Origin of the sequence: Acinetobacter sp. NIPH 298, assembly GCF_000369505.1 — a bacterium.
In the GTDB taxonomy this organism is placed as follows: domain Bacteria; phylum Pseudomonadota; class Gammaproteobacteria; order Pseudomonadales; family Moraxellaceae; genus Acinetobacter.
Window position 1 is genome coordinate 2,104,641 of sequence record NZ_KB850055.1, and the last position, 19,968, is coordinate 2,124,608.

The 19,968-nt window shown below is 41.2% G+C and carries 15 protein-coding genes; 4 read left to right on the forward strand and 11 right to left on the reverse strand.

Annotated elements, in window-relative coordinates:
- The 3 genes from smc to F903_RS14730 form a co-directional block, all read right to left on the reverse strand.
- On the reverse strand, positions 1–3,450 hold the full coding sequence (gene smc / locus F903_RS14720; RefSeq protein WP_005198201.1) for a chromosome segregation protein SMC: 3,450 nt from the start codon (positions 3,448–3,450) through the stop codon (positions 1–3).
- Positions 3,451–3,471: 21 nt separating this feature from the next.
- On the reverse strand, positions 3,472–4,167 hold the full coding sequence (locus tag F903_RS14725; protein WP_004669914.1) for a GntR family transcriptional regulator: 696 nt from the start codon (positions 4,165–4,167) through the stop codon (positions 3,472–3,474).
- Between the two features lie 408 nt (positions 4,168–4,575).
- Entirely contained in the window at positions 4,576–5,376 is an 801-nt protein-coding gene (locus F903_RS14730) for a sulfite exporter TauE/SafE family protein (RefSeq protein ID WP_005198202.1), read from the reverse strand.
- Between the two features lie 29 nt (positions 5,377–5,405).
- Between F903_RS14730 and F903_RS14735 the strand changes: the two genes are divergently transcribed.
- Both F903_RS14735 and F903_RS14740 read left to right on the forward strand, forming a co-directional pair.
- Complete coding sequence (locus F903_RS14735; protein ID WP_005198204.1) at positions 5,406–6,158, forward strand: biotin--[acetyl-CoA-carboxylase] ligase; 753 nt, start codon at positions 5,406–5,408, stop codon at positions 6,156–6,158.
- A gap of 15 nt (positions 6,159–6,173) precedes the next feature.
- Positions 6,174–6,917 carry a pantothenate kinase gene (locus F903_RS14740; protein WP_005198211.1) on the forward strand — a complete coding sequence of 248 codons (744 nt, stop codon included), beginning with the start codon at positions 6,174–6,176 and terminating at the stop codon, positions 6,915–6,917.
- On the opposite strand, the gene F903_RS14745 is transcribed toward F903_RS14740, so the two are convergent.
- Entirely contained in the window at positions 6,887–7,474 is a 588-nt protein-coding gene (locus F903_RS14745) for an RBBP9/YdeN family alpha/beta hydrolase (RefSeq protein WP_005198214.1), read from the reverse strand. The genes F903_RS14740 and F903_RS14745 overlap by 31 nt on opposite strands.
- 163 nt (positions 7,475–7,637) lie before the next feature.
- Positions 7,638–9,050 carry a signal recognition particle protein gene (gene ffh, locus F903_RS14750; protein WP_004669909.1) on the reverse strand — a complete coding sequence of 471 codons (1,413 nt, stop codon included), beginning with the start codon at positions 9,048–9,050 and terminating at the stop codon, positions 7,638–7,640.
- Positions 9,051–9,196: 146 nt separating this feature from the next.
- Here ffh and F903_RS14755 point away from each other — a divergent pair, with 146 nt between their 5' ends.
- Positions 9,197–10,006 carry a cytochrome C assembly family protein gene (locus F903_RS14755; RefSeq protein WP_005198218.1) on the forward strand — a complete coding sequence of 270 codons (810 nt, stop codon included), beginning with the start codon at positions 9,197–9,199 and terminating at the stop codon, positions 10,004–10,006.
- Between the two features lie 78 nt (positions 10,007–10,084).
- Positions 10,085–11,017 (forward strand): tRNA dihydrouridine synthase, encoded by a 933-nt coding sequence (locus F903_RS14760; protein ID WP_005198220.1) that lies wholly within the window; start codon positions 10,085–10,087, stop codon positions 11,015–11,017.
- A gap of 88 nt (positions 11,018–11,105) precedes the next feature.
- Here F903_RS14760 and F903_RS14765 read toward each other — a convergent pair whose 3' ends face one another.
- The 6 genes from F903_RS14765 to dcd all read right to left on the reverse strand — a co-directional run bounded on the left by F903_RS14765 (position 11,106) and on the right by dcd (position 19,855).
- Entirely contained in the window at positions 11,106–12,101 is a 996-nt protein-coding gene (locus tag F903_RS14765; RefSeq protein ID WP_005198227.1) for a DUF6160 family protein, read from the reverse strand.
- A gap of 127 nt (positions 12,102–12,228) precedes the next feature.
- The gene (locus F903_RS14770) at positions 12,229–13,728 is read right to left on the reverse strand and encodes a hypothetical protein (protein WP_005198228.1); all 1,500 of its coding nucleotides are present in this window, start codon (positions 13,726–13,728) and stop codon (positions 12,229–12,231) included.
- A 20-nt stretch (positions 13,729–13,748) separates the two neighbouring features.
- A complete protein-coding gene (locus F903_RS14775) occupies positions 13,749–16,145 on the reverse strand; it encodes a DUF6160 family protein (protein ID WP_005198229.1) in 2,397 nt (798 codons plus the stop codon).
- Between the two features lie 20 nt (positions 16,146–16,165).
- On the reverse strand, positions 16,166–16,858 hold the full coding sequence (locus F903_RS14780) for a hypothetical protein (protein WP_005198230.1): 693 nt from the start codon (positions 16,856–16,858) through the stop codon (positions 16,166–16,168).
- Positions 16,859–16,870: 12 nt separating this feature from the next.
- Positions 16,871–18,952 (reverse strand): hypothetical protein, encoded by a 2,082-nt coding sequence (locus tag F903_RS14785; RefSeq protein WP_005198231.1) that lies wholly within the window; start codon positions 18,950–18,952, stop codon positions 16,871–16,873.
- Between the two features lie 333 nt (positions 18,953–19,285).
- A complete protein-coding gene (gene dcd, locus F903_RS14790; RefSeq protein WP_004669899.1) occupies positions 19,286–19,855 on the reverse strand; it encodes a dCTP deaminase in 570 nt (189 codons plus the stop codon).
- Positions 19,856–19,968: the final 113 nt, after the last annotated feature.

Here is a 19,968-nt window from a genome sequence, read left to right on the forward strand (position 1 = left end):
CTAAGACTCCGCAACTAACCCGTATTCTTTTGCCTGTTCTAAATCAACAGTCACTAATTTTGATGTACCTGGCTCAGGCATGGTCACTCCTAACAAATCTGTTGCCATTGTCATTGCCAATTTATTATGTGTAATGTAAATGAATTGCACCTGTTCAGAAAGCTCTTTTACCAAATTACAATAACGTTGCACGTTCGCATCGTCCAGTGGCGCATCAACTTCATCCAATACGCAAAACGGCGCAGGATTCAATCTAAAAATCGCAAATACCAATGCCATTGCCGTTAAGGTCTTTTCGCCGCCAGAAAGTAGCGCCAAAGAACTGTTACGCTTGCCCAGTGGGCGCGCCATCAATTTCACACCTGACTGCCAATCATCTTCAAGACTTAAAGTTGCTTCACCACCGCCAAATACCTTCGGAAATAACAACTGCAACTCTTGATTGACCTGATCAAAGGTAGTCATAAACAACTTACGTGTTTCCTGATCAATACTTTTCATCGCATCTTTCAGTTGAGTTACGGTATTTTGTAAATCTTGCATTTGATGGCTCAGCTCATCAAAACGCTGTGAAACTTCTTCATATTCTTGCGATGCAGCCAAGTTGACTGCCCCAATTTTTTCAAATTGTTGCTGGGCTTTTTCGAGTTTCTGCTGATGGTCTTTGATTTCAATCAACACATCGGACAATGGTTCAGAATTGAGCGCTTTAAGCTGTTCTAAATAATGCTCGCGATCTGATTTAGCAGCCTGCCAAGCCAAACGTTTCTGTTCGAGTTGCTCACGCACCTGTTCATCTTTTTGCTGTGCCAAATGACGTTGTTCAGTAAGCTGTTGTTGTTTTTCTTGCACTTGATTCAATTCAAGCTGCCATTCATTCCATGTTTTTTGCAGCTTTTCCGTTTGCTGCAATTGCTCTTGAAACTGGGATTCAAGATTTGGTAGCTCCAGCTGAATCGGATCAACAAACTTCTTCGCTTGTTCAATCTGCTCAATGATTTGTCGATATTGCGTTTTTAAGAACGAAATATCTTTCTCTAATAACTCAATTTGCTGATTGGCTTGAGCGGTTTGACGACGTAAATGTTCACGTTGTTGCTGTTGCTGAGTTAAATGTTGCTGCTGTTCATCCAACTGTTCAGTTAAATTTTCAACTTGAAACTGCAAGGTCTTGTAGTTCGGCAGGACGGCTTCTAGTTTGATCGCCAAAGCGTGTAAATCAATCTCCAAGTCATCACGCTGCATCGCATCTTCTTCAAGCTGCACATCCAGCTGTTTGAGCTGATCTGCCAATTGCTGTTGCTGCAATACAAAAGCCTGTGCCGTACTTTGTAACTTGGCAATCTCGATATCCAGTTGTTGCAGTTCTTTTTGCTTTTGCTTCAGACTTTGCTGCTGTTGTTGCAAAGCCTGTTGCTGTTGTTGCAAAACGTGCTGTTGTTGCGAAAATTGATGTTCCAAAGCAGATAACTGCGGCTGATTCTCAGCAAGTTGTTGCTCGATTTCTTCTAAACGTACTTGATGACTCAGCAAACCCTGTGCAGTTTGGCTATCTTCATCATAAAGTAAGCCAATAATCCAATCCGCCCCAACATGATAACCATCAAGAGTTAAAATTGATTGGGCTGGGTTTAAATCTTTTTGATGATCCAATGCTAATGCTAAATTTTCAGTCACAGCGACATTTGACCATAGCGAAGATTGAGGTGATTCGATCCATTCACTTAAACAAGTCAAATGCTGGATTTGAATCTGTTGCTGCTCAGATGACTTCAACTGACGCGCCACACCTTCTTGGAAAGACTGCTCATCATCCAGCAAATGCGCTTGCAACCACTTGGCTAAAAACTTCTCAATGATCGCTGCATGGGCTTTACCCTGAGCGCTTAAACGCAAGTTCTGCATCAAGCGCACAGCATCATGATGCTGCTTTGGGCTTTGTTTTGCCATCAACTGACTTAAATTCTTTTGCTCAGCCAATAAAACCTGAATATCTGTCTTGAGCGTCTGTAAATCGGTCTTACTCAACTGTTGCTGGTCTTGCTGGGTCTGCACGCTTTGCTGTAGCTGTTCAATGGCTGTTTCTAACGCAACAATCTCTTGCTGTAACTGCTGCTGGTGTCGTTGAAGTTGTGCCTGCTCATCCTGCTGTACTTGACCACGAATTTGGCTCGTTTGCGTTTGCAAGGTTTGTTTCTGTTGCTCTATGCGCGACACATTTTTTGTCAGTTGTTCGATTTGCGCAGCCATTTGCAACTTTTGCTGCTGTTGCTTGTCTACTTGGCTTTTTAACTGTTCAAACTGCTGCTGAGCTTGCTTATGCTGAGCTTGTAGATCACTTAAATTTTGCTCTGAGGATTGGGTTTGTTGTTCAAGTCCAATTAAAGCCTCGTTTTGCTCATCAAACTGAGTTGTTAAGGTTTCAACCTGTAATTCAGACAATTGCAAACGTTCTTTGCTTTGTGCTTTTTGTTGTTCAAGCTGAGCTAAACTGCTGCTGTTCTGCTGAAATAAACCCTGTTTTTGTTCCAATGTCATTTTCAATTCAGCCAGTTTTTTTTCTGCCTGTTGCCATTCTTGTTGCAACGGAGAGGACTGCTGAATTAAGCGTTGGAATAATGCACTGGTTGCCTCTAAATCATGTTCAATCGTATGTGACTCCGAACGAACCAATTTAAAGCTTTCTCCAAGCTCAGTCATTTGCAAGGTATATTCTTGCTGTAACTTATGACTTTGATCGGCTTGAAAGGACAGAATTTCTATTTTTAAAGTTCGAATTTGAGTTTCTAAAGTTTTGTATTGAATCGCAGCTTCTGACTGCCGTTTTAATGTACGTAACTGTGATTTAAGTTCAGCCGCAATATCATCTAATCGTGCAAGGTTTTGCTCAGTATGTTCTAAATGCTGTAGGGTCTCACGACGACGCGCTTGATAGCGAGAAACCCCTGCCGCCTCTTCAATAAATACCCGCATTTCTTCAGGTTTGGCATCTACAAGGCGGTTGATCATCCCTTGTTCAATGACAGCATAAGAACGTGGCCCTAAACCTGTGCCCAAAAAGATATCGGTAATATCCCGGCGACGGCAACGTGTACCATTTAAGAAATACTCAGACTTACCTTCACGCGTGACTTGGCGACGTACAGCAAGTTCATTATAAGCATTGTATGCGCCGCCTAATTTACCGTAAGTATTATCAAAGCGAAGTTCGACACTGGCAACGCCTACAGGTTTACGTTTAGCTGTGCCTGTAAAGATGACATCCTGCATACTGCCACCACGCAACTGACGTGCGCTAGACTCGCCCATAACCCAGCGAATCGCATCAATGACATTTGATTTTCCACAACCATTCGGCCCCACAACCGCCGTACGGTTGGCCTTAAAATGTAAGGTGGTACTATCGGCAAAAGATTTAAAGCCGGAAAGTTTTAAACTGCTTAAACGCATACTGCCGTATCTTAACCCTAATTAGCGGCGTGAGCGTCTCGCCCAAGCCAATTCAATCTGTTTCATACGTGTCAGAGATTCCAACACAAGGTTGCGTAAGTGTCGACAAAAATCCTCCATAAATAAAGCAGCTTGTTGTGATTTTCGGATCAAAATAGCATCAATCACCAATTTAAACAGGGTAAATGATTCTTGTAACTCACGACGTGAGGTATTTAAGGTTAAAAAATAGCTACGACGTAACGATGGCAACAGTTCTTTATAAAACTGCATCAAATAAGGATTCGCCACCATATCGTGTTGTTCTGCTAAATATTTAAAGATCGCATCATAAAATTTTTCAATATCCCCCGCACGAACAAACTCAACCAATTCGTCCAACAATGCTTGTAATTGCTCTGCTTCGTTGACACGCCAAGTTTCACTGATGCGTTGCACGATATGCCCAAGTACCATCACATTGGTATCAAATAATGCCTTGACCTGTTGAGCAGACATTTCAGAGACAATCGCCCCTCGACGCGGAAAAATTTCGATCAAATAGGTTCGTTCAAGTAATAACAACGCTTCACGGACAGAGCCACGACTGACATCTAATTCTTTAGCGATGCGTAATTCTTGAATACGTTCGCCCTCAACCAGCTCACCGCTAATGATTTGTTCACTAATATATTTTGCAATCTGTTCAGAAAGACTATCAGCCTCTTCGAGATTCATGAGTCCCTCGCTATCTTTGTTATACGCATTTTCCGATACTGGTTGTGCTTTTTTGTTTTAACTGATCTTAGTGTATAAATTCTATATCATTGTCAGACAATTTCATTGCTTTTTAAGCCAATCGCACTAAAAACTAGGTTAAAGCACTCAATTTTAATAAAAACCCAAGATTTTCTATTTTTAATATCAGATATTTACATTTTTTTATCGCATTTGACCGCACATCCGAAAGATAAAATATGACCAATTTTTTATTGATTAAAATCACATAAAATTAAAATTTAATGAATAAAAACACTTTTAAAAAGTCTGATTTGAAATCGGGCAATCCGCAGACCAATCTCAACCCGATGACCATCGAAACATGCTTGCCGCGATGGAGATCTATTCAACATTCAACGCGCAAGCTTACATCAGTCCTTTATAGACAAAATAACAACCCACGGTGACCAGTAAACCAGCGAAACATTTTTTCAGCATCGCAGGTGATAAACGATGTGCCACTTTTGCACCTACTTTTGCTGTGATAAAGCTCATCACACTAATGCCGAGAAAAGCATAAATATGCACATAGCCAATGGTATTTGGCACATTGATTTGTTCTTTGGCGCCAAACCACATAAAGCCAACTGCACCTGCCGCTGCGATCGGCAAACCACAAGCTGCTGATGTGGCAACCGCTTTTTGCATCACCACCCCATATCGATTTAAAAATGGAACGGTTAAGCTTCCCCCACCAATCCCAAAAATTGCCGAGGCTACACCAATACCACCACCCGCAGCAAACTGGATCGGTGCAGAAGGTAAATGTCGACTGGAATTGACCACAGCATAAGCCCCTTTGAACATCTTATATGCCATCCAAATTGCAAATACACCGATCACCAATTGCAAATGTTGTCCTGACATTAGATCAGCAATCCCAGCACCAAGAAATGAGCCTAGAACCAATCCTGGCGCTAAATTTCGAAATACAGGCCAAAGTACCGCACCTTGCCGATGATGTGCCATCACCGAGCTAATTGAGGTCACAATGATCGTTGCCAAGGAAGTACCAATTGCAATATGCATAATGACATTCGGGTCATAATTCATTTGAGTAAAGACGATATATAAAATTGGTACAATAATTAAACCACCACCTACGCCGAATAGCCCCGCTGTAAATCCTGCGATTGCACCAATCAACAAATATATGATTAACTCCATAAACACATGACCACTCTACTTTTAAAACGATGGATGATTTCGCAACCCGCCAGCTACAGCAATTATTGAACGCAAAAAATCAATATCCTGAAGTGGTTTTACTCAAAACGACCACGACATCAACCAATGATGATATGCGTGAAATTGCGCAAAAAGGCATTACAACAGGATTGGTATGCAGTGCACAACAAACACAAGGCCGTGGTCAACACCAACGACAATGGGTGTCTCCTGAAGGCAACGTTTATTTAAGCACACTGATTCAAAGCAAAACAGCATTAGATGGTCGCCTTGCACTGGAGGTTGCCCTGAATATTTTACAGATGCCAAGCCTGCAAGATTTAAACTTACAAGTTAAATGGCCAAATGATCTATACAGCCCACAAGGTAAATGGGGCGGGATTTTGGTTGAGCCGCTCTCAGCTAATCAAGCCATTGTGGGTGTAGGGATCAATTTAAATACCCCAGCGATTGAAAGTGCAGATCAACCGATTACTTCTTTACAGATGTTAGGTTTAGAGCAGATTGATCGCTTAAGTTTGATCGCTGAGTTGTACACGGCGATTCAACAAGCCTCTCGGTGGTTTGAACATGGTTGTTATAATTTGGCAGACCGCTTTAATCATCACGCGATCTGGCTCAATCAACAGGTTGAGTTTGAACATGCTCAAGGCAAAGTTCAGGGCATCTTTCAAGGGATTTCAAATGATGGTGCGGTCATGATCCAAACGAATCAACTACAGCACTTCTATCAAGGTCGTTTACGACTTACGTCCGTTTGAGGAAATCACCGTCCTATGAAAAGCTTATGGCTCGATATTGGTAACACCCGCTTAAAATACTGGATCACAGAACAAGATCAGGTGATTGAACACGCTGCCGAGTTACATCTACAGTCTCCTGCTGATTTATTATTAGGTTTGATTCAACACTTCCGCTATCAAAATTTGAGTCGGGTGGGCATTTCTTCAGTGCTGGATACTGAAAATAATCAACGCATCCAAATCATCCTCGATATTCTAAATATCCCGATCATTTTTGCACAAGTTCATGCCGAATATGCAGGTTTAACATGTGGCTATGATGACCCTAGCCAACTCGGGATTGACCGTTGGCTTCAAGTCTTGGCAGTGGCAAAGCCAAATGAAAGCTTTTGTGTAATCGGTTGCGGCACCGCTCTCACGATTGACCTCGTGAAAGATTTACAACATTTAGGTGGCTATATTCTGCCAAATTTGTATCTGCAGCGCGATGCACTTATTCAAAATACCAAAGGCATTAAAATTCCTGATTCCGCCTTCGATAATTTAAAACCTGGTCACAATACTGTTGATGCAGTTCATCATGGGATTTTACTGGGACTGATCAGTAGTATTGAGCAAATCATGCAGCAGTCACCGAAGAATCTGATCTTAACAGGCGGTGATGCACATTTATTTGCCAAGTTCTTGAATCACTATCAACCACAAGTAGAATCAGATTTATTACTGAAGGGATTGAAAACCTATGTTCAACTCAATTCGGCTTTCACTAAAGTTTGAAGTATCTGTAATAACTGTGAAAACTCAACATAACCATCTTCTGCACAAAAGTGCCCCGCCTGATTCACTTCGATCAATTGGGCATTTAGCATATGTGAAAATTTAAAGCTAAATGGAACAGGTACGATAGGGTCATTGCTAGAAAATAACACCACACGACGCTGTATATTTTGCCTCAATATTCCACTATCAAAAGGTGAGTGACCAATAAATAGATTCAACTCAGGATGCTGTGGCAACGGCTCATGAAAAGGTGCGATAAATACCCCCGCTTTTATGGTTTTTTGTTGCAGCTTCTTTGTAAGAAACCGAGCAACAGCCACGCAGGAAAGCCCATGAGCAACCACAATACTGTGCTCATTTAATTTTTTTAACTGTGCCTCTAAACATGTGTGCCAAATTTCGCTATCTGGATGACTTGCATCTGCCAAAAAAACGCGTTCAACGGTGACACTCATTTGTTTTAGCTGTTGTTCTAGCCATAGATACCAATGTTGTTCAGGGTCAGCATTCACACAATGTGTGATATAAATCGTATTGACTAAATTATGCGACATAGTTAACACTATTTTCAATATAAAACATAGATTTAAAGCTAATTTTCTTCTTTTAATCTTTGATTAGATATTGATATTTTGTATCAATTTTATACAGATCACAGCCATTCAAACTCAATAAAAAAAGGCGCAGATTGCGCCTTTTTTTCCAGATGTAGATCGGTTATTTCTTGGAATCATTATTTCCAAATAATGGTCCCATACCGCCACCACCACCGCCAAATTGTTTTTGCATATTGCCAAACGATTTCAACATTTTGCTCATACCCGATGGATTGGCAAACTTCTTCATCATTTTCGCCATTTGGGTTTGTTGCTTGATCAGCTTATTGACTTCAGCCACATCCATCCCACAACCTGCTGCAATACGTTTCTTACGACTCGGATTCATAAGATCAGGATTACGGCGTTCTTTAATGGTCATTGATTGAATGATGGCTTCCATGCGCTTGACTTGCTTTTCTGGATTCGCTTTTTCGATCGCATCTTGAATGCCAGAATTGCTCATGCCAGGCAACTTGTCCAAGAAGCCCATCATGCCGCCCATTTTGCTCATTTGTTCAAATTGCATCAGCATATCTTCAAAATTGAAGGTTCCGCCCTTTTGCAATTTTTTCGCCATTTTTTCGGCTTTTTCTTTGTCGATTTTACGTTCAACTTCTTCGACTAAAGAAAGGACATCTCCCATACCCAAGATACGTTGCGCAACGCGATCAGGATGGAATGGCTCAAGTGCATCGAGCTTTTCACCGATACCTAAGAACTTGATTGGCTTGCCTGTGATCGCACGTACTGAAAGTGCTGCACCACCACGCGCATCACCATCAGTCTTGGTGAGAATCACACCGGTCAATGCCAAAGCGTCGTTGAAAGCTTTTGCTGTATTGGCAGCATCCTGACCCGTCATCGCATCAACGACGAATAAAGTCTCAGTAGGCTTAACCGCAGCATGTAATTCTTTAATTTCATCCATCATGTCTTCATCGACATGCAGACGACCAGCGGTATCGACAATCAGTACATCAGCGAACTGAATTTTGGCTTGTTCAATCGCACGATTAACAATATCAATTGGTCTTTCAGACGCATGTGACGGAATAAAACCGACACCAACTTCATTGGATACAGTTTCTAACTGCTTAATAGCTGCTGGACGATAGACATCGGCAGAAACCGTCATTACTTTTTTCTTTTGACGTTCTTTTAAGAAGCGCGCTAATTTTGCAGCAGTGGTGGTTTTACCCGCACCCTGCAAACCAGCAAGCAACACCACGACAGGTGGTTTTGCACTTAAATCTAATGTTGCATTTTCCTCACCCATCATTTTGGTGAGTTCATCATAGACAATTTTTACAAATGCCTGACCAGGAGAAAGCTGCGTCATGACTTCTTGACCTAGCGCTTCTTCCTTTACCTTCGCGATAAATTCACGTGTTACAGGTAACGCAACATCGGCTTCAAGAAGTGCCATACGTACTTCACGTAAGGTATCTTTAATATTGTCTTCGGTCAGCTGCCCTGAGCCAGTAACATTTCTTAAACTCTGTGTGAGTCGTTCTGTTAAGGTATCAAACATTGCGAAATCCGCTTAAAATGGCTAGTTGCAAAAAAATCTTTCTTAAAATAGAAAATTTATGCATAAGATGCTATAGGATACTGTAGTTCGCAGCGAATTTATATCTTAATGGTGAATATTATTCATCCTCCTAAAAAAGGTTTGACATGATTAGTCTCCCCTTGGTTTACACAATTTTGGCACTGATTGCTTATACCAGTTCGTTTTGGTATTTGTTTATTCGTCTAATGTCAAAACGTACACCAAATCTTTGGTGTTATGGTCTGATGGTGAGTTTAGGGGTACTGCTTCACAGTGCAGTCCTCTATCAAGACATGATGACACCAATGGGCATCAACTATGATGTATTTAACCTTATCTCTTTTACTTCGGGACTGATGCTCGTCCTCAGTTTGATCTTGAGTCTGATTCGTCCGATTTTGCCATTAAATCTGATAGGTACGCCTGTGGCAGCGGTTGGTCTAATCTTGGGTTATGCCTATAGCCAGCCGAATCAATTTATTGAGCTGCATAGCTTTGGCTTAGATCTACACATTATCCTGTCGTTATCTGCCTATGCCGTACTCTTGATGGCGACCATACAAGCCGTATTACTTTGGTTCCAAGACCGAGAACTCAAAAAGAAACAGAAAAAAAGAATTTGGGTCAATTTATTACCGCCGTTTCAAGTCATGGAATCATTGCTATTTGATTTGATTATTACTGGGTTTGGTTTACTTACAGTGGCGTTGTTATTTGGGTTCTTCACCATTGATAATTTCTTTGCCCAACACCTCGCACATAAAACAGCATTTAGTATTATCTCGTGGTTTTTATATGGTGCTCTGCTGATCGGTCGTTACAAATTTGGTTGGCGTGGACTCAAAGCCATTCGTTTTACGGTGACTGCTTTCATTTTGTTAGCCATAGGCTTTATCGGTAGCAAGTTTGTTTTAGAAATGCTTTTAGGGCGTTAATTTTACGGTTTTAATAAAGACTAGACAGCCAATCTTAAAATGCGTATAACGCTGTTTTCGCTTTACTAGGTAACCATCGTGAAACTTGTGCTCGCCCCAATGGAAGGTCTAACTGATCCAATCATGCGTGATGTCCTCACTCATGTCGGCAGTTTTGATTGGTGTGTCACTGAGTTTATTCGTATTACTGATACTATTCTCCCTGATCATATTTATTATAGTTTCTGTCCCGAACTTAAAAATGATGGTAAAACAGCAGCAGGGACACCCGTCCATGTACAGTTTCTAGGGAATAACCCAGACATGCTCGCCGCCAATGCAGCAAAAGCGGTCGAGCTAGGCGCACCAGCAATTGATCTAAATTTTGGCTGTCCTGCAAAAACCGTGAACCGCCATCGTGGTGGCTCGGTGCTACTCGATGAACCTGAGACGGTCCATCTCTTAGTCAAAGCCGTTCGAGATGCGGTTCCTGCACATATTCCTGTCTCAGCCAAGATGCGCTTGGGTTATCTAGATGAAAACCATACTTTAGACAATGCTCATGCCATCGAAGATGCAGGTGCGAGTTGGTTAACCGTACATGCTCGAACCAAAGCAGATGGTTATACCCCGCCAGCCTATTGGGAAAAAATTCAACCAATTACAGAAGCTTTAAAAATTAATGTCATTGCCAATGGTGAAATTTGGAACAATGCTGATGCCAAAGCTTGCTTACAACAATCACACTGCCAAGACATCATGATTGGTCGTGCTGCTGTCACTACACCTGATATCACCTTGTGTATTCGTCAAGACCTTGATCACGCACTTCTTTCTTGGCAGGACTTAGTTGAACTGCAACAACGCTTTTTAAGTGGTCAATATAAAACTGAAATCGGCATGATCGGGCGTTATAAGCAATGGTTAGGCATGATGAGCAAAGCCTATCCAGAAGCACAGGAACTATGGGGACAAGTGAAGCGAATGAAACAACTTGAACTGATTGTTGATGCACTCAATGCCACAGATTAAAGGTTATCAAATTAAAAAAAGCGACTCATGAGCTAGATACATAAAGTCGCTTTCGCAAAACTGAAAAACCAGAAGATACAACCTCAGCCTATAATCCGTTCACTCTCATTCTCAAATTAGTCACAGAAGCGCCAGTCAAACCAAAGCTCCCCATAGATGCATTGGGTAAATTATTGAAGACATCTGCTTGTTGAGCATTATTACTACCAAGCAACACATTGTTGAGTTGTAAATTGAACTTATCTGTTGTTCCTGCATGCCCAAAAATAAAGCCACCCGCATCTGAACCTTGAGGAGCTTCAATCCCTGCATAGAAACCAGTCAAACCAAAAGGTGATCCATTATGCCCAGTAAATTTAAAATCAAAGCTTGCGCCTATCGGTGCAGTAGTTGAATCACCAGAAACGGCATAGTCAGAAACCAACATGATATTACAACCATCACCAGCGCCACAGATTGAATCAATGCCACCGCCAAACTTGATCATGTTGCCTTGCGGTGCAGCTCCCAATTGAATATTCATCGTGGGCTTATTTGCAGCAAAGACAACGTCAATTCCACCTACTCGTAATATTTCTTTGACATCGCTCTTTAACAAGGTGCCAGAATTAAAAATAGAGTTTTGTGTATAGGTACTACCGCTAATACTAGAGAGTGAGTTTGCTGCGGCTGCGTATACAGAGAAGGGAGAAACTCGAAGCCCTGTGACATTGTTATTCAATGCAATCGCAATATTTGCAAATGCACCATTTGTACCTGTGCCAGCATCTGTATCTATAGTCGCGCTAAAACCAAGTGTCGTTTCAGCACCGCTATTTAAACCGACTACTTTTACGGGTACATCCGTCGTTTGCCCAGCAACACCGGCAACAACTAAACCAGCTCGATTGGTATAGTCTGTAGATAAACCATCATTATCAATAATTGCCAACTGATTGAATTGTATATTCGACTGTACACCGATCGTCAAACCATCTTGTCCTGTCGTGGCTGAAAGGCTTTGATCATCCATGGGTTGCATTGCCATCGTTAAAGGACTTAACAATAACAATGAAAAACATCCTAGCTTTTTGTTTTTATTCATTGCCCTCATCCATAGACAAATGTTTAAAATATGTACTCTAGCTTAGCATAATCTAGAGAAACCACAATGTGAAGCGTCAGAAACTAAAAGTGACTAAGTACCACCTTTAGCTATAACATCTAAAAATTTAACAGAATTTCAAACCACCAAAACAGTTGGCAACAGGTCGTTGATGCCCATCTAATAGAAGATTTTCTAATACCATAATCGCACGTGCATCATTAGCAAGTTGTACATTTCCAATCCCCTTATACAAAGGAGCACCAAATGCAGCACCTAGTACATCGCCAATACCCAAATTAATAGTATTTTGAGAAAGATAATTAGTAATAAAGGTTGCAATTTGTGGTAAGACATCTTGCATTGGAATGCCTGTGGTTGGATTTAAAGCACCAAAATCAAGTGGATCTTTAAAAGACAGCCACCAACCAGGTTGAGCAATATCTGCTGCATCCACCCCAGGCCATTGTAGTGCAGTATTTTGTAAGGCTAGATAGCCACCACTACTAATTGGAAGGTTATGGATCAGGTTAAAGTTCTGCTTTACCTGAACATTGGCCTTTAGGTTGGTAATATAAGAACAATTATTAGTATTAATTACTGCTGCACAACCAGCTGCTGTTGTCCCTTTTGCCCCCATAAAGAACGTTGCACTACTGACCCAAGTAAGATTTTCATCTAAAGTCATTGAAATCCCCCCACTATCAGCACCAATCGCAATCGTTGGAATCGGTACATCTTTTACCACAAGATTCAACTGCTTCATCCGACTTCCTGTCACAATGGTTTCAGGAAAGTTGAATTGTACATCTTGGCGGGGCACGTTAATGCCCCAAATAGGATTGCCATTATATTTGTATAAGGCTGCTTTTAAATCATTATCACTATTAGGATTAATGTAACCACTTGCACCAGGGGTCATTGCATTAGGATTTGTAAAAACTGTACGGCTACCAAGTATCATATTAACATCAGCATAGATTAACTCATCCGCTCTTGTTCCAAACATTGCATCCTGCGTAAACGCATTTACAGGAGTTTGAGCGACTTTCAAAAAGCCACTAAAAGTATTGATTCCACCACCAGTCGATAGACCATTGCCATCAATATCATTGCGCGTGCCCGCTGACAGATAGCCTAGGATTTCTTCAGCACTAAGTCTAAAACCAGCAATCTCACGAGTGGAGGCACTATTTGGGTTTTTAATCGCAAACTCAACAAAGGGGTTGGTAAGTACCGCACTGGTATTGGCACGCCCTTTTGACCATGTTGGGGTACCATCTGCCAACTTGCCATCAGGTGGTCCACTTAGAGATACGTTTTCCATATCAATATCGCAGCCATCCGGACCATTTCGACCACCACAACCCAGTTGCAATGCACGAATATTGGCATTCAACTCCATTTTCGCCTCAAGTCCTAACTTATAATAGCCATAGTTCTGTAACGGATTTGCGGTATTCGGTGCAGTAAAACCTAAAGATAAAAGCGCTTGCCCTTGTATAGTCGATAACTCAGTATCGGTCATTTCCACGAGACTATCATTGCTCGCCCATGTATGGGTTGAAACCACTGACATGAGTAGGCAAGAAGTCAATATTGATTTTTTAATTCCTTTTTTCATCATTCTCTTCCTCTACTACTCAATTAATTACGTGGTCTTAAGGTAAGTTCTGAACGGATTTGTCCACCTGTCATGACCATTTCACCAAGTCGTTGTGCTTTGTTATTCACAGCATCCACTCTTGGGTAGAAGTTAATATCTTGGACACGGAAGACATCATTCGGATTTCGGTCTGGGTTAAAATCAAAACCGAAATTAAAACCAACGTTGTCTTTATTGATCACGATTGCGTTATTGAATTGGACTAAACCAGACATTTTGTCAAAACCAATACTGGCCTCATCAATCGGATCACTCAGTTGCAGTGTGCCATCTTTTAAACGATAGCGTCCAACGATGGACAAACGATTGCCATTATTGGCTGTAATTTCATTGTTCGGTATCAAACTAAAATTCATATCGCCTAAAAATTTCAGTTTTAATCCCAATAACACATCATTTTTGGTATTAAATGCATTCATGATCACTGGGCTGGCACTATTTGGATCATTGTAGGTTGGTAAATATCCCGCAGCAATTTCAGCCGCCATCACCATCAGTAAGTCTTTGAGTTCTACATTTACATTACCATTTTCAAAGCCCATGCTGCCATAACCACGGAGTAGCATGTCAATATTTCGTAAGCCCATATAATAGTTTTTATCACCATCTACGATTAATATCGACGTGGTTTTACTACCATCATTATTACGTCCTTCAGTACTCAATCCCACAGCCAAACCTAAACGTTGTGAGTTGGTCACATTTGAACGTGAGACCACATTCGTACTGTTATTTAGAGTAAATACTTCACCAGTATAATTCGTTGCATAAGTCGCTATATTTGCATTGACGTTATAAAAAGGCAGTCCTAGCCCCCATTTGTTATCTAATCCAGCATTCGCTTCGATTTTATTTGCGGCTGAAACACCACTACCTGAAGTAAAACGGCCTCGTCTTGATAGCGCTTGGAAATCGGCACCACGTACTGCGACCACCAAACTATATGGATTGATCGCTTCGTTATGAATTTGTTGCAGATAGTCAGCCGATGTTGTCAGTGTGCCTATATTGGTTCCACCAAAACGTGCATTACGTAATACTGAATTTTCGGGCATCGTCAAAGTACGTGTATTGGCTAGATTGACATACACATTTCCACTATCAAAATAAGCGCGTTGATTTGAATTAATCACCAAAGGACTTAGATCACCAAACTCAAAACCGAAAGTATTGCTGCCCGCGCCACCAATTTCTAAGGTGGTTGCCTTACTATCATCGCCAGCTAACATGCCATCGCCTTTCTGAGTAAACTCCCCTCTCAAACGCAATGCTAGACCACTTGAGCCAATGACTGTTCCATCTGCACCATTCGCGGTGGCATTCGCATCACTGGCGAAGCCCAATACATTATTTAATGTATGGGTATTGGTATTATTGTCATCTACTGGTGCAGCAACCCCATTGGCACTGGTACCACGTAGTTGCAAGGCGCCATTGACCATACGACCACTCATCCCGACACGAATTAAGCCTTTACTATCCTCTAAATTATAGTTCGGCATATTGGGATCAATCATGGCATTGCTTTTGGTCATCAACTCAATATTTAGACCCGCACTAGTACCCGCATAGGTTCCTGTCTCAGCACCCAACTGATTCGGATCAGTCACTCGTGCAAAGTCAACATAACCATAGGTCGTATCAGGACTATTCAGTTTGCTGGCATTGGCTGTACCCAAGTTGGTTTGTAATATTAAACCTTTGGTCGCATCGACATACATCGCACCTTTACCTAAAAAATTAAAATTGAAATTTTTAAGAATAAGTTGATTGAATTCGTTTGCTGTTCCAGTTCCTAAGCCTGTGTACAGATTGATATTTTGTAAACCCAACTGCAAAGTCGATTGAGAGTTTGAATTAAATAAACCATCTCGGGTACTAAGTGCAATCACTTGTGGTGAACCCGTTTGAATTGCAAAATTACCAATGCCTGCATTGCAATCTACGCTTGGCGTTTGCGCGCAAATTTGAAAATTATTAACGGAAATAGTAGATGGCTGTGACTCAATATGCAGATCAAGTCCTGTTTTAGTGCCATTTGATCCGGTATTGATTTTAAAATGTGTGCCTAAATTATAATTTCCAGCGCCTGAACCTGCATCATAAGCCATGTTTTTACGTATACTTACGCCGTTGGCAACAGCTCTCAGAGATTGTTCAACATTATTCGACGTACCCGCTTGATCTTGCCAGTACAACTGATCAATTTTGACCTCGTCATATTCCACTTGTAAAGAAATGCCATCTTGACCATTGACCATACGTAAATCACGATCTTGTAATTCCTGTAATGCATACACGGTTTGTGTCAAACACAAGATACTACTGGCCAATGTTGTTAAAACAAAATGGCGTTGTGTCGTTGCAATCCTTTTCATAACCATTTTTCCTTTTTATTTTAACAACGTGGATGCCCAGCACCACAAGAGAAGATTTTAACATCTCCAGTCAATGACAAATTGCCATTCATATTTACCCCAATAAAACCTCGCTCTTTACTGGCATCAAAACCACTGCCTCCATAAGGTGTGGCAGGAGTCAAATAACCTGGTAAATTGCTTGAGCCTGTAGAACAATTGGCATCACTTTCGGTACAAGTATCCGTTTCAATCGACAAAGACTGAAATCCAACATTTCTAAACTCAATGGGTTTCACAGGGTTGAAGCCTAACTTAATCGCGGCGTGTGGTGTGCCATTATAGACAACATCTTCACCATCCAACTTAAGCTCTTGAATATTGACAGTCCCTTGAATACCTTTCATCACTAACCACTGTTTACGTCCTGTTGCTGAGGCAATTCGATTGCCCTGCGCATCATAGGTATCTTGAGTACCATCGTGGTATCGGTTATTCAAGGATAATGCTAAACGACAATACAACAGATCGGCACATAAGAAATTAGCGTTATTATCATGGTTTAAACTGAACTTTAATGATAAGTCTGCACCTGCCTGCCCAGTAACCTGCTGCAAACTGGAGTCATCCAAACTTTCCATCGCAGACAACGTTGTTGATAATAGGACCAGACCACATCCTTTTAAGATATTCATCGTGATACGATGAAAACGATACTTTTTATTGAACTTCATCGTCTTATATCCTTATAAGCCTGTGGTAGAGAACTTAAGATGTTGAATAAGCAAACCATCAATCACAGCAGAACCAAAGTTATTACTCACTGTTGCACCTGTAGGCTGCATATTATTAATTCGTCCTGCAATGTCAGATGGTCGAGTGGTTTGTATCCCTAAAATTTGATTATTGGTGTTTTGACGCCAAGTCGTTTCGTATGGATCAGGACGGTTTAAAGAAGGGTGAGATTGCCCAGTCAGTGGCGCTTTAGGGGCAACTGGATTCCAAGTTGTACTCCAATTTTGCCAAGAGCTAGGCTTTTGACAAAAACACCCAAGGTTGAAAGAGGTATTATACCCACGTGATCTTTGCCAAACTTGAGTAAAATCTTCTTGTACAGAACTAGATAAACCTGTTCCTGATTTTAATTCACCAATCGACACACCATAAGCACCTATTCCTTTATGTGCAGTTAACTGATTGGTCACAGGATCATAGTCGGTTGAGCCAATAGTAATACTACTATGTGTCGCATTACTGCCTTGATAACCAGCAATGGTCGAATTACCACATTGATAAATATTACAAGTTGAACCTAAATAATTTACACCGACATCTACACTTGCCGCAGGATCAATATGTTCATAACGCGTATAGATACGACGATAGACTTCCTGTACATTTGGAATCCGTGCTAACTCGATTGAGAAGTTATTACCATCTGTACTTAGCATCAACGGTTGGTATAAATTCCCCAACACTAGGTTTATATTGAGATCATAAAGAAAGAGTCCATCTGCATTAGCGTTCGGTTGGAAGTTTGGAACTCCCCCTCCAAGTGCAGGGGTGCTGCTATCCGATGCGGCTCCGACCAACTCTTGAGTACCGATCCGAAATACACTGGTTGCAGTCGGTGCCGTCCAAGTATTGGTTCCTTTGGCTCTTAAACGACGTGTGGTAAAACCATTTTGGTTTGTACACTGACCAACATGCCCAGACCCGCTAACAGCGTTATCCTTAGGCGAGGTACACATACCTCCGCTTGGAAAATTCCCAGGCACTGTTGCATTGGTTGGAGGATCATAGGAGGTTCTAATACCATTGGTATTATTTGATGCATTACCTTGAGCAGCAGTGATGGTGGTACCTGTTGCTAACACGCCATTTTCAGAAAAAGTATTCGTCGCAGGGTTATAGTCCACTTGTACTATTTCTCGCGTCACTGTTTGATTGCTCACCGTGCCACGTTTAGTATCAGTCGCACCACTATTCAAGCGCACCAATCCAGCCACACCAAAGGTTTTGTTATAATTAGTATTTAAACCATAATTAAAGGTTTTTGTTGTTTCTACATTATTTACCTTCATTACAGCATCATAAGTCCCGCCCATCGCTGGCGTCACACCATCGAGTGTTTGGAATACTTTAAGATTTGAACCATTGATACTAAATCCATCCCATACCGCAGAGAGACGCAAACGATTACTTAAGCCATTTAAACCATTTTCAGCTATTGTTGCGTCACGCTGAAAAATATCTGTCCACAAACCAAGTTTCAGATTGTACGCAGAGGATTCCGCACTGCCTGAAGCAGGTAGAGTCGTGTGGCGTAATGGTGCCTCTAAAGTCAAATAGGTCACATTTTCAATATTTCCAACAAAGTTTGGTACATTTTCATCACTCAAGGTTTTGAACAACCAAGGGTTATCTGCTGTGCCCCATGTATCAATCGGGCGTCCATATAAGGTTCCCCAATCACTGCCATTGATGGCAGCGCCTACATTTTTGTTGGACTGTGAAAGTGACAAACCATACAGCCAAGCATCTGCTTTTTTATAGCCTTTTGCAGTTGCAGTTCCGCTTAAAGGTCCCACTGGAATTAAACGAATTGAACCAGCGCCGTATGTTCCTGCGCCACCATTTGCATTGTCTGCACCATTAAAACGGAAAGAAAAGTTTTCAGGTAAAAGTGCGATTCCTTCACCCGTAGTTTGACTAAGACCTTCATCGGAAATTTCTTGCAATGCAAAAACAGTCTGACTGACACATAAGCCAATCAAACTTGCTAAAACAGTCCGTTTAAAAACCACCGTAGAAGTTAATCTAGTCATTTTGACCTTCCTATTTCCTTGATGCTCCGCATCATCGTTATTTTTCTTACATCATTTTGAGTGACCAAATCTACCAAGATCAGTTAGCTTCCGAGCCACACTCAAACTTTATAGGCTATTTACGCCTAGGCATTCTCATTTTTTATTATGCCGAATATTTACACAAAAGCAAAAGAAAGTGGTCAAATGTTACATTTTTCCGATAAGTGAACCTGCGATAAAACACATCGTTTTTATTTTCTATTTGAATATTATGTGATTACTTTTATTAGAATCAAATTTGCAACAAAACCATATATCAATAGGCATTGTTGCAAATTGTAATTAGGTTAATTAAGTCTTCGGCAATGTCACACCAGTTTGACCTTGGTATTTACCACCACGATCTTTATATGAAGTTTCACAGACTTCATCACTTTCAAAGAACAACATCTGAGCCACACCTTCACCCGCATAAATACGTGCAGGCAAGTTTGTGGTGTTTGAAAACTCAAGTGTAACGTGACCTTCCCACTCAGGTTCTAAAGGGGTTACGTTTACGATAATACCGCAGCGCGCGTAAGTTGATTTTCCTAAACACACGGTCAGTACATTGCGCGGGATACGGAAATACTCGATGGTACGCGCAAGTGCAAATGAATTGGGTGGAATGATACAGACATCAGATTCGATATCAATAAAGCTTTTCTCATCGAAATTCTTTGGATCAACAATGACAGAATGCACGTTGGTAAAGACTTTAAACTCACGCGCACAACGGACATCATAGCCATAGCTTGAGACCCCATAAGAAATCAACTTTTCTCCATTTTCATCGAAACGGACTTGATTTTCTGCATAAGGTTCAATCATGCCGTGTTTTTCGCTCATTTCACGAATCCAACGATCAGATTTTATTGCCATGTCTTTATATCCAAAAACGAAGTTGATGATTGGCAGCTACTTTAACGTAAAATGACATTAATGAAAACAACACCCCAATCGATATAACCAACCAAGTAAGAAACGTTGAAATC

What these genes read in the sequence shown, in the direction of transcription:
- smc (WP_005198201.1), bottom strand. Translation starts at nt 3,450, where the DNA reads ATGCGTTTAAGCAGTTTAAAACTTTCCGGCTTTAAATCTTTTGCCGAT.
- F903_RS14725 (WP_004669914.1), bottom strand. Translation starts at nt 4,167, where the DNA reads ATGAATCTCGAAGAGGCTGATAGTCTTTCTGAACAGATTGCAAAATAT.
- F903_RS14730 (WP_005198202.1), bottom strand. Translation starts at nt 5,376, where the DNA reads ATGGAGTTAATCATATATTTGTTGATTGGTGCAATCGCAGGATTTACA.
- F903_RS14735 (WP_005198204.1), top strand. Translation starts at nt 5,406, where the DNA reads ATGGATGATTTCGCAACCCGCCAGCTACAGCAATTATTGAACGCAAAA.
- F903_RS14740 (WP_005198211.1), top strand. Translation starts at nt 6,174, where the DNA reads ATGAAAAGCTTATGGCTCGATATTGGTAACACCCGCTTAAAATACTGG.
- F903_RS14745 (WP_005198214.1), bottom strand. Translation starts at nt 7,474, where the DNA reads ATGTCGCATAATTTAGTCAATACGATTTATATCACACATTGTGTGAAT.
- ffh (WP_004669909.1), bottom strand. Translation starts at nt 9,050, where the DNA reads ATGTTTGATACCTTAACAGAACGACTCACACAGAGTTTAAGAAATGTT.
- F903_RS14755 (WP_005198218.1), top strand. Translation starts at nt 9,197, where the DNA reads ATGATTAGTCTCCCCTTGGTTTACACAATTTTGGCACTGATTGCTTAT.
- F903_RS14765 (WP_005198227.1), bottom strand. Translation starts at nt 12,101, where the DNA reads ATGAATAAAAACAAAAAGCTAGGATGTTTTTCATTGTTATTGTTAAGT.
- F903_RS14770 (WP_005198228.1), bottom strand. Translation starts at nt 13,728, where the DNA reads ATGATGAAAAAAGGAATTAAAAAATCAATATTGACTTCTTGCCTACTC.
- F903_RS14775 (WP_005198229.1), bottom strand. Translation starts at nt 16,145, where the DNA reads ATGAAAAGGATTGCAACGACACAACGCCATTTTGTTTTAACAACATTG.
- F903_RS14780 (WP_005198230.1), bottom strand. Translation starts at nt 16,858, where the DNA reads ATGAAGTTCAATAAAAAGTATCGTTTTCATCGTATCACGATGAATATC.
- F903_RS14785 (WP_005198231.1), bottom strand. Translation starts at nt 18,952, where the DNA reads ATGACTAGATTAACTTCTACGGTGGTTTTTAAACGGACTGTTTTAGCA.
- dcd (WP_004669899.1), bottom strand. Translation starts at nt 19,855, where the DNA reads ATGGCAATAAAATCTGATCGTTGGATTCGTGAAATGAGCGAAAAACAC.